This window comes from Rheinheimera salexigens, from assembly GCF_001752395.1.
GTDB lineage: Bacteria > Pseudomonadota > Gammaproteobacteria > Enterobacterales > Alteromonadaceae > Alishewanella > Alishewanella salexigens.
Window position 1 is genome coordinate 114,436 of sequence record NZ_MKEK01000001.1, and the last position, 15,531, is coordinate 129,966.

Annotated in this window: 17 protein-coding genes; 15 read left to right on the forward strand and 2 right to left on the reverse strand. The window is 42.6% G+C overall.

Going from position 1 to position 15,531, the window contains the following annotated elements; genetic code table 11:
* Positions 1–40: 40 nt before the first annotated feature.
* From ubiE to sodC, 12 genes are all read left to right on the forward strand, one after another.
* Positions 41–796 carry a bifunctional demethylmenaquinone methyltransferase/2-methoxy-6-polyprenyl-1,4-benzoquinol methylase UbiE gene (gene ubiE / locus BI198_RS00595; RefSeq protein WP_070047796.1) on the forward strand — a complete coding sequence of 252 codons (756 nt, stop codon included), beginning with the start codon at positions 41–43 and terminating at the stop codon, positions 794–796.
* On the forward strand, positions 796–1,404 hold the full coding sequence (locus BI198_RS00600; RefSeq protein WP_070047797.1) for a ubiquinone biosynthesis accessory factor UbiJ: 609 nt from the start codon (positions 796–798) through the stop codon (positions 1,402–1,404). The genes ubiE and BI198_RS00600 overlap by 1 nt, the downstream gene beginning before the upstream one ends.
* Positions 1,404–3,032 carry a ubiquinone biosynthesis regulatory protein kinase UbiB gene (gene ubiB / locus BI198_RS00605; protein ID WP_070047798.1) on the forward strand — a complete coding sequence of 543 codons (1,629 nt, stop codon included), beginning with the start codon at positions 1,404–1,406 and terminating at the stop codon, positions 3,030–3,032. The genes BI198_RS00600 and ubiB overlap by 1 nt, the downstream gene beginning before the upstream one ends.
* 70 nt (positions 3,033–3,102) lie before the next feature.
* Entirely contained in the window at positions 3,103–3,354 is a 252-nt protein-coding gene (tatA, locus tag BI198_RS00610) for a twin-arginine translocase TatA/TatE family subunit (protein WP_070047799.1), read from the forward strand.
* Positions 3,355–3,358: 4 nt separating this feature from the next.
* Positions 3,359–3,697, forward strand: coding sequence for a Sec-independent protein translocase protein TatB (gene tatB, locus BI198_RS00615; RefSeq protein WP_070047800.1), 339 nt, complete (start codon positions 3,359–3,361; stop codon positions 3,695–3,697).
* On the forward strand, positions 3,654–4,433 hold the full coding sequence (tatC, locus tag BI198_RS00620) for a twin-arginine translocase subunit TatC (protein WP_394331514.1): 780 nt from the start codon (positions 3,654–3,656) through the stop codon (positions 4,431–4,433). Before tatB ends, tatC begins: the two co-directional genes overlap by 44 nt.
* The gene (locus tag BI198_RS00625) at positions 4,430–4,924 is read left to right on the forward strand and encodes a hypothetical protein (protein WP_070047802.1); all 495 of its coding nucleotides are present in this window, start codon (positions 4,430–4,432) and stop codon (positions 4,922–4,924) included. The genes tatC and BI198_RS00625 overlap by 4 nt, the downstream gene beginning before the upstream one ends.
* A gap of 14 nt (positions 4,925–4,938) precedes the next feature.
* On the forward strand, positions 4,939–5,757 hold the full coding sequence (locus BI198_RS00630) for a TatD family hydrolase (protein WP_070047803.1): 819 nt from the start codon (positions 4,939–4,941) through the stop codon (positions 5,755–5,757).
* Positions 5,750–6,454 (forward strand): GGDEF domain-containing protein, encoded by a 705-nt coding sequence (locus tag BI198_RS00635; protein ID WP_070047804.1) that lies wholly within the window; start codon positions 5,750–5,752, stop codon positions 6,452–6,454. The genes BI198_RS00630 and BI198_RS00635 overlap by 8 nt, the downstream gene beginning before the upstream one ends.
* A 22-nt stretch (positions 6,455–6,476) precedes the next feature.
* Positions 6,477–7,484 carry a porphobilinogen synthase gene (hemB, locus tag BI198_RS00640; RefSeq protein WP_070047805.1) on the forward strand — a complete coding sequence of 336 codons (1,008 nt, stop codon included), beginning with the start codon at positions 6,477–6,479 and terminating at the stop codon, positions 7,482–7,484.
* 10 nt (positions 7,485–7,494) lie between these two features.
* Complete coding sequence (locus BI198_RS00645) at positions 7,495–8,517, forward strand: D-cysteine desulfhydrase family protein (RefSeq protein ID WP_070047806.1); 1,023 nt, start codon at positions 7,495–7,497, stop codon at positions 8,515–8,517.
* 112 nt (positions 8,518–8,629) lie between these two features.
* The gene (gene sodC, locus BI198_RS00650; RefSeq protein WP_201243373.1) at positions 8,630–9,214 is read left to right on the forward strand and encodes a superoxide dismutase family protein; all 585 of its coding nucleotides are present in this window, start codon (positions 8,630–8,632) and stop codon (positions 9,212–9,214) included.
* Between the two features lie 224 nt (positions 9,215–9,438).
* Here the strand turns inward: sodC and gppA are convergent, their stop codons facing one another.
* A complete protein-coding gene (gene gppA, locus BI198_RS00655; RefSeq protein WP_083256521.1) occupies positions 9,439–10,980 on the reverse strand; it encodes a guanosine-5'-triphosphate,3'-diphosphate diphosphatase in 1,542 nt (513 codons plus the stop codon).
* Positions 10,946–12,232 (reverse strand): ATP-dependent RNA helicase RhlB, encoded by a 1,287-nt coding sequence (gene rhlB / locus BI198_RS00660; RefSeq protein ID WP_070047807.1) that lies wholly within the window; start codon positions 12,230–12,232, stop codon positions 10,946–10,948. Before rhlB ends, gppA begins: the two co-directional genes overlap by 35 nt.
* A gap of 100 nt (positions 12,233–12,332) precedes the next feature.
* On the opposite strand from rhlB, the gene trxA reads away from it, so the two are divergent.
* From trxA to BI198_RS00675, 3 genes are all read left to right on the forward strand, one after another.
* Positions 12,333–12,659, forward strand: a complete 327-nt coding sequence (gene trxA, locus BI198_RS00665; RefSeq protein WP_070047808.1) for a thioredoxin TrxA — start codon at positions 12,333–12,335, stop codon at positions 12,657–12,659.
* A gap of 200 nt (positions 12,660–12,859) precedes the next feature.
* On the forward strand, positions 12,860–14,125 hold the full coding sequence (gene rho / locus BI198_RS00670) for a transcription termination factor Rho (RefSeq protein WP_070047809.1): 1,266 nt from the start codon (positions 12,860–12,862) through the stop codon (positions 14,123–14,125).
* 90 nt (positions 14,126–14,215) lie between these two features.
* Positions 14,216–15,520, forward strand: a complete 1,305-nt coding sequence (locus tag BI198_RS00675; RefSeq protein WP_070047810.1) for an NAD(P)/FAD-dependent oxidoreductase — start codon at positions 14,216–14,218, stop codon at positions 15,518–15,520.
* The last annotated feature ends 11 nt before the right edge of the window (positions 15,521–15,531 follow it).

Genomic DNA, 15,531 nt, shown 5'->3' on the forward strand with positions numbered 1-15,531 from the left:
TCTTACACTAGTCACTCTTTAGATCTAATAGGTCGGTTCGATGAATCAGCAAGATAATAACACTACTCATTTTGGTTATAAAACAGTTGAAGCCAAACAAAAGGTCTCAATGGTGGCCGATGTGTTCCATTCTGTTGCTGCTAAATATGACGTTATGAACGATTTAATGTCATTTGGTGTGCACAGATTATGGAAGCGATTTACTTTAGATTGCAGTGGCGTACGCCCTGGCCAGCAGGTACTAGATTTAGCCGGTGGTACGGGTGATATTACCGCATTATTTTCAAAACGAGTTGGCCCTACGGGTAAAGTGGTTTTAGCCGATATAAATGCCTCTATGCTTAACGTGGGTCGCGATAAACTTCGCGATCTAGGTTTAGTCAACAATATTGAATATGTACAAGCTAATGCCGAAGCCTTACCTTTTGCCGATAATAGCTTTGATGTTATCACTATTGGTTTTGGCTTACGTAATGTCACCGATAAAGACGCGGCTTTACGTTCAATGTTTCGAGTACTAAAACCGGGTGGCCGCTTATTAGTGCTAGAGTTCTCTAAACCAGAACAACAATGGTTAAGTAAAGCGTATGATTTATATTCTTTTAAATTGCTACCTGTCATAGGCCAATTAGTGGCTAATGATAAAGAAAGTTATCAATATTTAGCTGAATCCATACGCATGCATCCCGATCAAGAAACGTTAAAAGACATGATGCAACAAGCCGGTTTCGCTGAAGTCAGTTATCATAATCTTACCGGTGGTATTGTCGCATTACATCGCGGGTACAAATTCTAATGTTGCCGCTGCTGCCACAATTGTTATGCGCTGCTGCAGAAACCGCTGTGGCGGGCATTATTAATTTAGATCCTAACGCTAAACAACGCTTAATCAGGCTGCAAGGCAAACAACTGTCATTTACGCTATGCGAATGGCCTCTTACTCTGGTTATTACCGCCACCGCGGATGCTTTATTATTTAATCAGCATAACGAACCGACAGACTGTGCTATTAGCACTGATTTAGCCAGCCTGAAATTATTACGCGATCCAAGCCAACTGACCCGATTAATTAAAGCCGATGCGTTACAAATTGACGGTGATATTAACGTTGCCCAGCAATTTAGTCGGTTTTTTCAGCAGCTAGATCCTGACTGGCCACAAGCGCTATCGGTCTATGTTGGTGATGCCGCTGCCCACCGTATCGCTAGCGTTTTACAGCAAGTGCAGCACTATATAATAGAACAAAGCCAGCAGTTGCAACAGCTGGCAACAGAGCTAGCCCAGGACGAGCTTTTACTTAGCCCAACGTCGATTGAATTAGCTCATTTTAGTCAGCATGTCAGCGAAATCTCAGCGCGAGTGGCATTATTGCAACAACAGCTAAATAAGTATCAGGAGCCATAGTGCGCGTTAGCCGGTTTTACTTAATTCAAAAAACGTTACTACAATACGGCTTAGATGAGCTAATCCCGCCACAATGGCAGCCTTGGTATGCTCGATTAGCCAGACGCAGCTTATTTTGGTTGCGTAATCAGCACCCTGATCAACCAGTAGGCGTTAGGTTACGCTTAGCCTTACAAAGCTTAGGACCTGTCTGGGTTAAGTTTGGCCAAATGCTGTCCACTCGTCGCGATTTATTTCCCGCCCATTTAGTTGACGAGCTAGCCAAGCTGCAAGATAAAGTGCCGGCATTTTGCGGTGAAACCGCCCAAACCATGATTGAAAAAGCATTAGGTATTAACAGTATTGATCAGCTGTTTGTCGATTTTGAACAAACACCTTTAGCTTCAGCTTCAATTGCTCAAGTTCATACGGCTAAATTAATACTGGCAGACGGCGAATTAGCCGATGTGGTAATTAAGGTTATTCGGCCCGATGTACGCCAGCAAATCGTTGCCGACTTAGCGTTAATGGACACCTTAGCCGATGTTGCTCGGCGTTTATTGCCCGACGGTAAAAGATTACGTCCGCGCGAAGTGGTACAAGAGTATAAAAAAACTATTCTAGATGAACTGGACTTAAATCGTGAAGCAGCCAACGCCATCCAATTGCGGCGCAACTTTGCCGACTCAGATTCGTTGTATATTCCGTTTGTTTATACTGAGCACAGTCGCAGCAATGTTATGGTTATGGAGCGTATTTATGGTATTCCAGTATCCGATATTAAAGCGTTAGAAGCGCAAGGCACGGATATGGAGTTATTGGCCAAGCGCGGTGTTGAAGTATTTTTCACTCAAGTTTTTCGTGACAGCTTTTTCCATGCCGATATGCATCCAGGCAATATATTTGTCTCCTTTGAAACCCCCTATAACCCTAAGTACATTGGTATAGACTGCGGTATTGTCGGCACTTTAAATCCCGAAGATAAACGCTATTTAGCTGAAAACTTTGTCGCATTTTTTAATCGTGACTATCGAAAAGTGGCGCAACTGCATGTTGATTCTGGCTGGGTACCCGCAGAAACTAAGGTGGAAGAGTTTGAAAGTGCCATCCGCACGGTCTGCGAGCCAATATTTCAAAAACCACTAGCAGAAATCTCCTTTGGCCATGTACTGCTAAACCTGTTTAGCACGGCGCAACGTTTTAATATGCAAGTACAACCACAATTAGTGTTATTACAAAAAACCCTATTGTATGTTGAAGGGCTCGGTCGACAGCTTTATCCTCAGCTTGATTTATGGAAAACGGCTAAACCTTTTTTAGAAAACTGGATGCAACAACAAATTGGTGTACCGGCAATTTGGCGACAAATAAAAGAAAACTTGCCATATTGGGCGGAAAAGTTACCGCAAATGCCAACGTTGTTACATCAATATTTAGAGCAAGGCCCAGCACAGCAGCGCCAACTGTTAAAACAGCTGCAGCAAGTAGCTCTGCAACAACGGAAAACTAGGCAACAAATAGTTGCGGCAACCTTAGCTGCAGCAAGTATAATCAGTGCTAGTATAGTATTCAGTTTCGCAAACCCTTGGCTGGCAGCGCCATTATTGGTAATAAGTATCGTTTTTACCTTAAAAGCATGGACTGCATAAGCTGAGATTAAGGTTATCACTATTAATCGTTGCTATAATAAGCAATAGCAATTTAAATAAAGGATAAGATATGGGCATCGGTGGTGTAAGTATTTGGCAGTTACTAATCGTATTGGCCATAATTGTATTATTATTTGGTACTAAAAAACTGCGTGGTATCGGTACCGATTTAGGTGATGCGATTAAAGGCTTTCGCAGCTCAATTAAAGACGAGCCAGCAAAAGAAGAAGATAAAGATAGTGCTCAACTAGCCGAAAAGTCGACCGACACTAGCGAACAGCAACCAAACAACGCTGCTAGCAAAGATAAAACCAAAGTCTAACCATATGGGATTCTGGGAGCTGGTTGTTATTGGTGTAGTCGCGCTTTTGGTTTTGGGACCAGAGCGGTTGCCTGGCGCATTGCGCTCAGTACATAAAACCATTCGTGGTGTAAAACAATTTAGCCAACAAATGCAAGCTGAGTTAAGTGAAAACCTGCGTGTCCATGAGTTACATCAAAAACTAAAAAGTGCTGAAGAAAAAGGCTTAACTAACCTTACGTCTGAAGAGCAATCAGCATTAAGCGAGTTAAAACAAGCCGCAGCCGATGTCACTAGCCCGCTGTCAGGTAACAAACCTAATGTTAAAACCGAGTCAACGACACCGCATGAGCCAAAACTCTAACAGCCAGAGCCTTCTAGGCCACTTAATCGAACTCCGTAATAGACTGCTTAAGTGTATTATTGCTGTCGTGCTAGTATTTGCTGCTTTAGCCGCCTTTGCCCAAGAAATTTATCATTGGCTGGCCATGCCGTTAATGGCGGTCTTACCCGAAAATAGCAGCATGATTGCAACGGATGTTGCAGCACCCTTTTTTGCGCCGTTTAAACTAACCTTTATTGTCGCTATATGTTTAGCCATACCTTTTATTTTATTACAAATTTGGCAGTTTATTGCACCTGCTTTATATAAGCGGGAAAAGCGCTTAATGGCGCCGTTAGTTATTAGCAGCACTTTATTGTTTTATAGCGGCATTGCCTTTGCTTATTTTATTGTATTTCCCTTAGTCTTTAGTTTCTTTACCAGTGTGGCACCTGAAGGTGTCACCATAGCCACCGATATCAGCAGCTATTTAGACTTTGTGCTAAAGCTATTTTTTGCTTTTGGTTTATCTTTTGAAATTCCAGTCGCCATTTTATTATTAGTCTGGACCGGCGCCACTACCCGTGATGCTTTAGCGCAAAAGCGACCCTATATTGTTGTTGGTGCCTTTATTTTAGGTATGCTCCTAACACCCCCCGATGTGATATCGCAAACTTTGTTAGCCTTACCCATGTGGTTATTATTTGAATTAGGATTGATTCTTAGTCGGTTTTATCAACCGGCAGTTGATACCGAACAACAGGAAGACAAAATATGAAGTACCTTTTAATTAGCTTAGGCTTAGTTGTCACTACCGTAAGTGCTGCTGTACCAACAGAACAAGCTTTGGAGTTATGTCGTGCCGAGCAAAATGCCTTAAAACGCTTACTTTGCTACGATGCTATTAATGTTGATTCAGCAGTAGGTGCTTCATCTACTGTCGCCACAAAGAGCCAAGCTCTGGCAACAGTTCCGACAGCAATTCAGCCTAAAACCGACACTAACACAGACAATAGTTTTGGTCTTGAACACAAACAAAAAGAACAAGACGCTGATTTAATACATGTTACAGTTAAAAGCTTTAGTTACAGCGCCCATGACGAGCTGCAAGTTGAGTTTGCTAATGGTCAACAATGGCGGCAACAAGGTAACGATTATTACCCTATCGCTGTTGGCGAACGCCATAGTATTAAGCGCGGCATCTTTAATTCATTTGTGTTGGCTAATGACAAAAACAACCGCACCATTAAAATCCGTCGCAATCAATAATCTGGCATTAAAACATGACCTTATGGTGTGATGTTGGCGTTAATTTATTTAGTGAGCAATTTGCCGCCGATCGGCCACTTGTGTTGGAACGCGCCACCGCTGCCGGGGTTAAGCATTTACTGTTAATTGGTAGTGACCTAGCAGAGTCTGAGCAAAACTTACAATTTTGCCTTCAGCAAGCTCAGCAACAGACCAGTTTAAGTCTAGTAACAACCGCTGGCGTGCATCCGCATTACGCAGCACAAGTAACCGACAACTGGTTACAGCAATTGACTCAACTGCTTAGCGCTGACTCTGTGGTGGCGATTGGTGAGTGCGGGCTAGACTTTAATCGTGATTTTTCACCTCGACCACAACAACAGCAAGTGTTTGCCGAGCAATTACAATTAGCCGTGCAATATAATAAAGCGGTTTATCTGCATGAGCGAGACGCTTTTGACACCCAAATTGCCATGTTAAAGCAACACAATATTCAGCACGGCGTCGCGCATTGCTTTACCGGTAATGTCCAACAGTTGCGTGCTTATCTGGATTTAGGTTTATATATTGGTATAACCGGTTGGGTTTGCGACGATAAACGTGGCGCTGAACTGCAACAAGCTATTGCTTATATTCCCAATGACAGATTGTTATTAGAAACCGATGCGCCTTTTTTAATGCCAAAAAATATCCAACCAAAACCTAATTCACGCCGCAATGAGCCCGCTTATATTAGCTATGTGGCTGAAAAAGTGGCCGAATTAAAACACTGCTCGGTAAGCGATATCTCAACATTAACTTGGCAAAATAGCCAACGACTGTTTGGTTTTATGCCAAGGCCAGAGCATGACTGAGCTATGGTACTACTTTATTGCTGGAAACATTTTAGCGATTTGTATAGTGATACCTTTGGCATGGTGGTTGTTACATCGCCAGCAACAACAGATGACAACGCAAGCCGCAGAATTACGTAGTCACAGTTTTGAATTACAAATAACTTTAAATGAATTGGCTGAAAAAAATTATATTTTGCAGCAACAATCGCTAATTGACAGTTTATCCAACGCCTATAATCGTAGTTATTTTGATCAACAAATGGCGGCTGAAATTAATCGCAGCAGGCGTGAGCAAACCTCCTTGGCGTTAATCTTTATCGATATTGATCACTTTAAAACCATTAATGATCAGAGCGGTCATTTAGTAGGTGATTTGGTGATAAAGAACCTTGTTTGGTTAATACAGCAACAGTTGAAACGGGCAAGTGATAAACTGTGCCGTTACGGCGGTGATGAGTTCGCTATTATTTTACCCAATACAGAAATAGCCGGGGCCGTTAATCTAGCCGAATCTATTCGCCAGCAACTTAATACCACAGCACTTATTAGCCAAGAGCCGGCTCTGAATATTACCATAAGTGTCGGTTGCTATGCGGCAACGGCAACCAGTGAAAGCTGCATTAAAGAATATGTTGGCCAGGCTGATAAAGCCTTATATCAAAGCAAAACCAATGGCCGTAATCAGGTTTATCCGCAATTACCCAGTACAGAGTAGTCTGCAATATCAGGAGTTATACATGAACACTAACCGTTATTTCCCCGCCAGTCGGCTGCGTCGTATGCGCGCAAATACTTTTAGCCGCGATATGATGGCTGAAAATCAATTAACGGTAAAAGATTTAATCTACCCCATCTTTATTATTGAAGGTGAGAATCAACGTGAAAGCATTGCTTCAATGCCGGGTATTGAACGTCTGAGTGTAGATTTATTATTAATTGAAGCCAAACAACTGGTTGAGCTAGGCATTCCAGCCATTGCTTTATTCCCTGTTACGCCAGCTGAAATTAAATCATTAGACGCCGAATATGCATGGCATCCAGATGGCTTAATGCAGCGCGCTGTTAGGTTATTAAAGCAGCATTGCCCCGAGCTTGGCATTATTACCGATGTCGCACTCGATCCTTACACTACGCACGGCCAAGATGGCATTATTGATGAAAATGGCTATGTTTTAAACGACATCACGACTGAAGCCTTAGTAAAACAAGCATTATCTCATGCTGCTGCCGGTGCCGATATAATCGCTCCATCCGATATGATGGATGGTCGAATTGGCGCTATCCGTGAAGCACTAGAAGATGCTGGTTTTGTTAATGCCCGTATTATGGCTTACTCTGCAAAATATGCTTCACATTACTATGGTCCTTTTCGGGATGCAGTTGGCTCATCAGGCAACTTAAAAGGTGCTGATAAAAAAACTTATCAAATGGACCCGGCAAACAGTGATGAAGCTTTGCACGAAGTTGCCCAAGATCTAGAGGAAGGTGCTGATATGGTTATGGTTAAACCCGGTATGCCTTATTTAGATGTGGTGCGCAGAGTCAAAGATGAATTTTGTGTGCCAACCTTCGCCTATCAGGTTAGTGGCGAATATGCGATGCATATGGCAGCATTTCAAAACGGTTGGTTAGCCGAGCAGCCTGTCGTAATGGAGTCGTTACTGGCCTTTAAACGTGCCGGTGCTGATGGTATTTTAACCTATTTTGCTAAAAAAGCCGCCATCTGGTTACAGCAAGCTAAATAGTAGGTACGTCATGATCCCTTTTGCTCAGCTCAGCCAAAATTTTACTAAATTAGTCCTTAGTCATCAGCCGACTCCCTTAGAGGTTGCGGCTAGAATGTCTAGCTTATTAGGTATTAAGCTTTTAATTAAGCGTGATGACTGTACCGGCTTAGCGGGTGGCGGTAATAAAACCCGTAAATTAGAATACTTGCTAGCAGATGCCCAAAAACACCAGGCAGATACGTTAATTACTATCGGGGGTATTCAGTCTAATCATGCTCGTCAAACGGCTGCAGCGGCAGCCAAGTTTGGTTTTGATTGTGAACTTATATTACAAGATGTCGCCGGTGCGCCAACTGATAATTACTCTGAAAACGGCAATATTTTATTAAATAGTTTATGCGGTGCGACTGTGCATAAACTGAGTATAAATGATGACTGCCAACAATTCGCACAACAGCGGATAAATGAATTAACGTCAACTGGTAAAAAACCTTACTTAATCCCTATTGGCGGTTCCAATGTTATTGGTAGCATGGGCTATGTGCAATGTGCTTACGAGTTAGTACAGCAGATAAACCAGCAACAACATCGCGTTGATCACATCGTGCTAGCCACAGGCAGTGCCGGTACACAAGCAGGCTTATTAGCCGGTTTAATTGCCGCGGATTCAGATATTCCAGTATTGGGCATTAACGTTAGCAGACCCGTAACAGAGCAAAACCCACTTGTTGAACAGCTATTACGCCAAGTTCTGCAGGCCTTACAGCTTGACCCAGCACTTGCAAAAAATCGAGTACATACTAATGGCGACTATTATGGTGAAGGCTATGGTATTAGCTCTAGTGTCAGTGAAAGCGCCATTAAATTATTAGCGCAACAAGAAGGCCTACTATTAGATCCGGTTTATACCGGTAAAGCCATGGCAGGCCTTATCGACTTAGTCCACAGCGGCCAGCTAAAACCCAACAGCACAGTATTGTTTTTACATACCGGCGGCAGCCAAGCATTGTTTGCTTATCGTTCCTGCTTCAATATTCCAATTTATTCATAAAAAACTCTGGCTTAAAGCTTGCTTGTATATATACAGCAAGCTTTACCCAGTGGCAGCAGTGGTAGCCGCAACTTGATCATTCTTAATAGCTATTTATCGCTAAGGAGCATCTATGAAACTGCAATTTATTGTTTTCTCAATTTTAAGCACCGGCTTACTCACTGCATGTATGCCAGATAATACTGAGACGATATCAACCCCCGTACCGGATAGAATATTAGCCGAGCAAAAAAAAGCGATAATACTTAACTTCGATATACATCGAGTGTCTGCCCAGGGTGTAGCTGAAAAAATAGGTACCATTACAGCTGAAGATGGCGCGGAAGGACTTTATTTTAAAACCAACTTACAAGGCTTAACACCTGGCGAACACGGCTTTCATGTCCATCAAAACCCTGATTGTGGCCCAGGCCAAAGCCAAGATAAATCGCCTGCAGCCGCAGCAGGCGGACATTATGATCCAACAAGTAGTGACTTACACAATGGCCCGGGTGGTAATGGTCATAAAGGAGATTTACCGCTTCTCACTGTCGATAATGATGGTAATGCCAACCAGACAATAATTGCGCCTCATCTTAAGCTCGCTGACTTAGAAGGCCGCGCTTTAGTTATCCATCAAGGTGGTGATAATTTTTCTGATCAGCCTAAACCTTTAGGTGGTGGTGGCGAGCGTATTGCTTGTGGTATTACAAAATAAAGTAGTCTGTGTTATTGCAAGCTATCGTTACAGTTAAGCAGCGCCTCGACAGCAATAAGCCGAATTATTGTTTAGCAATTGAGTAATATTTGTTGTAGTAGCTGTGTATGTAGAAATGAATAGTTGCTCCTAAATCGGCAGTTTATACCGATAAGCTCGGTAATTTTTACCGAGCTTATCTTTAATAACTATTAGCTAACTTGATTTATCAAACCGTTAAAGCGTTAACTAATCGTCAAATGCCAACCAGCTAATTGCTGATATTGTATTTCTTGCTCTAATTCTGCAGACATCAATGGATGTTGCTCTAACCAACTGTCCGGCAGGGTTAATAATAGCTTTTCGCTGTCGCTACTAATGCTAACTTGAGGTAAAACTTCATCTCGACGGCGCATAGACAGAATAACTGCTAAGCGTAAAATTCGGGTTAAACGCTGTGCCAGTAGCACTGAGGTCATGGTTTGATTGGCAATTATCTTATCATTGATATCGGCTCGGTGATTATGCACTAACGCCATCAGCAGTTGCTGCTGGGCCCGCGTAAAACCCGGTAACTCAGTATGAGTAATAATATAAGCACCATGATGATGATGGTTTTTATACTCAATTAATAAGCCAATTTCATGAATTAAAGCACTACTGTGCAATAAATTGTGACCATCAAAACACTTTAAGTCCCAACTAGGTTCAAGTTGTAACGCTAAATCGGCTGCCACTTCAGCGACCCGTTGTGCTTGCTGCTGATCAATAAAATAGCGCACCATTAGGCTTTGTACCGTACGATTACGGACATCATTTTGATGTAACTGTGGCAACAAGCTATACAGTACCCCCTCACGCAAAGCACCACCTGATAAAATCATGGTTTTAATATTCAGTTGGCGAAACAAAGCAATTAAAATGGCTAAGCCAGACGCAAAGGCTAACTTACGATCTTGAGCTAAACCGGTAATAGCCAACCGAGATATATGCTGACAAGCAATAGCTTGCTGCATAATTAACTCTAATCGCGCTAGGGTAATATGCTCATCTGTACCTTGGGCAATTAATATTTCTTGCACTGCCTGTACCGTACCTGACGCGCCCAACGCTAATTGCCAGCCATGTTGGCGGTAAGGTTTTACAATATCTTGGATCAGTAGTTCAGCCGCAGTAATGGCCTGATTAAAATGAGCAGCCGTTAAGACATGATCAGCAAAGTATTGCTCTAAATAGGTCACGCAGCCCATATTTAAACTGACCAATAGTGCCGGCGTATAGCCTTCACCCACTATCACTTCGGTACTTGCGCCACCAATATCAATGACTAAACGCTTACGGTGATTAGTGGAAGTATGCGCCACGCCAAGATAAATGATACGTGCTTCTTCTTCACCGCTAATAACCTGAATTTTTTGACCAATAATGGTTTCAGCATGCTGCAAAAATCGATCAGCATTTTTAGCTAAACGTAATGTAGCGGTACCAACAATTCGGATGTTTTCTGCGGGTATATCTTGCAAACGCTCAGCAAATAAGGCTAAACATTCCCAGCCACGGGTCATGGCATCAAGATGGAGTATTTGCTGTTGATTTAAACCTGCAGCTAAGCGCACTTTACGCTTAACTCGGCCAATAACTTGTACTGAGCCAGCAACAACTTTCACCATTAACATGTGAAAGCTGTTCGAACCTAAATCAATCACCGCATAAATATCTTGATGCGATGACTGCTCAGGTAAGCTAGCTAGATTAGCGAGGTCGGTTACGAGGTGGTCTTGAACCATGACTACTGCGTCCTGCAGTACTGCGACCGGTACTGCGTGCTTGCGCAGATGAGCGACGACGCGCTCGCGGTTTAGGTACTTTTAAGTCATCTAACAGCGCTGTCGCATCATATTGAGTCACTGGTACTGAGTGACGAATATAATCTTCAATGGCGGTTAAATTAAGGGCATAGCGCTCACAAGCAAAACTAATTGCCTTGCCACTTTCACCTGCGCGGCCAGTACGACCAATACGGTGCACATAGTCTTCGCAGTCGTCGGGTAAATCATAATTAAATATATGGCTTACTTTTGGAATATGTAAACCACGCGCAGCAACATCAGTCGCTACTAAAACATCTATTTTACCGCTGCTAAAGTCTTCTAAAATACGTAAACGCTTTTTCTGGATCACATCACCGGTTAGTAAACCTACCCGATGGCCATCTGCCTCTAACCAAGCATGCACTTCTTCGCACCAATGCTTAGTGTTAGCAAAAACAATGGCTTTATCTGGCCATTCTTCTTCCATTAAAGACAGTAATAACGGTAATTTATGTTCATCTGAAGGATAAAATAACTCTTCACTAATGCGGCTACCGGTCATTTCTTCCGGGGCAACGTGAATATGTTCTGGTTGGTTCATTTTTTCAAATGCCAGCTCTTGTACCTTATAAGATAGCGTGGCAGAAAACAGCAAACTTAAACGTTCGGTTGCTGGAGGCATACGGTTAAACATAAAGCGGATATCTTTAATAAAACCAAGATCGAACATCCGATCAGCTTCATCAAGTACCACAACTTGAATTTGTGATAAGTCGTACAAGCCTTGCTTTAAATAATCAATTAAGCGACCTGTTGTGCCAATTAAAATATCAACACCACTTTCTAATAGTTGGCGTTGAGTATCGTAACCTTCGCCCCCATAGATAAGACCTAGACGCAAATTTGACTTTTCAGCCATCATTTTTGCATCTTGATGGATCTGTACCGCCAGCTCACGCGTAGGTGCCATAATAAGCGCCCGAGGCTGACCTCTGCTTTTAGCAGGATGGGTAAGCAAGTGGTGGAAAGTGGCTGTTAAAAAGGCTAGCGTTTTGCCAGTACCTGTTTGTGCTTGGCCTGCAATGTCTTTGCCAGCTAACGCTAGCGGTAAACATTGCGCTTGAATAGGCGTACAATAGCCGTAACCTTCTGCATCTAATGCAGCTAGGACCTGAGGTGCCAATGCGAAATCGGCGAATTTATGTGACGTTAAGTGAGTTTTATTCATACACGCTAAGCATAACCGTTACGCTTGCAATAAGGAACAGCCAGGTTTAAATTGATAACACTTTTTTGCAGTAAAACTGCACGTATAAGCGGAGACATACATGAGCGAGCATATTTTACAGGTTTCTGATGATAGTTTTGAAAGCGATGTTTTAAAATCAGACACGCCAGTATTAGTAGATTTTTGGGCTGAGTGGTGTGGTCCATGCAAAATGATTGCCCCAATTCTTGAAGATGTTGCTAAAGAATATAGCGGTAAAGTCAGCGTAGCTAAGGTTAATATTGATCATAACCCTAATACGCCGCCTAAATTTGGTATTCGTGGCATTCCTACCTTGTTGTTATTTAAACAAGGCCAAGTTGCCGCCACCAAAGTAGGTGCATTATCTAAAACTCAGTTAAAAGAGTTTTTAGACAGCAATATCTAAGTGGTATTAAATTAGGCGTATTTTTATACGCCTTTTTTTATTCTGCCACTAGACGCATACCACTCTAGCTGCTAGAGTGTAGCCATCAGTACATTTTGTACAACCTGAACATCGCTTGTCCTTCGAAAATACCACTTCAAACCTTTTGTCATCGAACTGATAAGCCTTACTCTGTCTTTATCAACAAGAAACCCATCAATATGCATTTAACAGAACTGAAACTAAAGCCAATTAACGAACTGGTTCAATTGGCCGAGTCTAAGGGCCTTGAAAATATGGCCCGCCTGCGCAAACAAGACATTATTTTTGCCATTTTAAAATCTCATGCTAAAAATGGCGAAGAGATATTTGGTAATGGCGTACTAGAAATCCTGCAGGACGGTTTCGGTTTTTTACGCTCTGGCGATAGCTCGTACTTAGCAGGCCCAGATGATATTTATATCTCGCCAAGTCAAATACGTCGCTTTAACTTACGTACTGGTGACAGTATTGCCGGTTTAATCCGACCACCTAAAGAAGGCGAACGTTACTTCGCTTTATTAAAAGTTAACGAAGTTAACTTTGGTCGTCCTGAACAAGCCCGCAATAAAATTCTTTTCGAAAACTTAACACCGCTACATGCCAACTCACGTTTACGTATGGAACGTGGTAACGGTAGCCGTGAAGATCTTACAGCACGTGTACTAGATTTAGCCTCACCCATTGGTAAAGGCCAACGTGGATTAATTGTTGCTCCGCCAAAAGCCGGTAAAACAATCCTATTACAAAATATCGCCCAATCAATTGCTGCTAACCACCCTGACTGTGTGTTAATGGTATTGCTAATTGATGAGCGACCAGAAGAAGTAACTGAAATGCAGCGCTTAGTTAAAGGTGAAGTTATTGCTTCTACCTTCGATGAGCCAGCGAGTCGTCACGTTCAAGTGGCAGAAATGGTTATTGAAAAAGCCAAACGCTTAGTTGAGCACAAAAAAGACGTTATTATTTTACTCGACTCTATTACGCGTCTTGCTCGTGCTTATAACACGGTTATTCCAAGCTCAGGTAAGGTATTAACCGGTGGTGTCGATGCCAACGCTTTACATAAACCGAAACGTTTCTTTGGTGCAGCACGGAATGTAGAAGAAGGTGGCAGCTTAACTATTATCGCTACGGCCTTAGTAGATACCGGCTCGAAAATGGATGAAGTTATTTACGAAGAGTTTAAAGGCACCGGTAATATGGAGCTACACTTATCGCGTAAAATTGCTGAACGTCGTATTTTCCCTGCTATCGATTTTAATCGCTCTGGTACTCGTCGTGAAGAGCTATTAGCTTCTGCCGAAGAACTGCAAAAAATGTGGATATTACGTAAAATCATCCATCCAATGGATGAAAGCGATGGTATTGAATTCTTAATCGATCGGTTATTAATGACTAAAACCAATGATGAATTTTTTGATTCCATGAAACGGCAAAAAAATTAATCTAATCAAACCGGTGCTAGCACCGGTTTTTTTATCTCTAATAAACAGCCATACTCATTTAAACTAGCAATATTGCAAAGGGATCAGCGCATGAACTGTCCGCGCATTGTTATTATCGGTGGTGGTGCTGGTGGGCTAGAATTAGCCAGTCGGCTTGGCAATAAGTTAGGCCGAAACTCAGGTAGCAACAACCGCGCTCATATCACCCTAGTGGATAAAAACCATACCCATATCTGGAAGCCGTTATTGCACGAAGTCGCCACCGGCACCTTAGATGTAGAAATTGATCAACTGAGTTATCGCGCTCATGCCGCAGCGCATCACTTTGAATTTCAACTTGGCAGTCTTACTGATATCAATCGTGACCAACAGCAGGTTATACTCGCGCCCATTGAAGATGATGGTGAAGAAGTATTAGCCTCTCGGGCACTAGAATATGACTACCTAGTACTGGCGATAGGTAGTGTGTCTAACCATTTTAATACCCCTGGCGTAGCCGAACACTGTATTTTTCTGGATAGCCCTGAACAAGCGCAGCGCTTTCAGCATTATTTATTAATGGCGTATTTAAAATTAAACTCGCCTGCCCATCCTAAAGATAAACTAAATATTGCTATTGTTGGTGCCGGCGCCACAGGTGTTGAACTCGCTGCCGAGCTCTATCATGCGGCCGCAGAACTTAACTTATATGGCTATGCTGATTTACGCCAAAACCGGCTAAACATTCAATTAATTGAAGCTGGGCCACGTATTTTACCCGCATTACCCGAGCGTATTGCTCTCGCTGCACACAAAGAATTGACAAAGCTCGGGGTGACTGTTCGCACCAGCACCAAAGTCACAGCCGCCACTAAAACCGGTTTGCTGTTAGACGAGCAGCATGTAGAGGCAGAACTAATGGTCTGGGCGGCTGGCATTAAAGCGCCAGACTTTTTAAAAGATATTGCTGGCTTAGAAAACAATCGTATTAACCAGCTAGTGGTTAATCAACAATTGCAAACCACTCGTGATGCTAAAATTTATGCTATTGGTGATTGTGCAGGTTGTCCACTGCCAGACAATAAATGGGTGCCACCCAGAGCACAATCGGCGCATCAGATGGCCAGTTTAGTCGCAAAGAACATTATTGCTGATATCGCCGGTAAGCCACAAAAAGACTATCACTATAAAGATCATGGCTCATTAATATCGCTGAGTCGTTTTGGTACTGTAGGTAGTTTAATGGGTAATCTAGTCGGCGGCGCCATGATGATAGAAGGCCGTATTGCGCGCCTTGCTTATATGTCTTTATATCGCATGCACCAAGTCGCCTTACACGGCTGGTTAAGAATGATATTAATTAGTTTAGTAGCACGAATTAACCGCATTGTTAGACCCAAGCTCAAATTGCATTGAGCCTGGGTTTT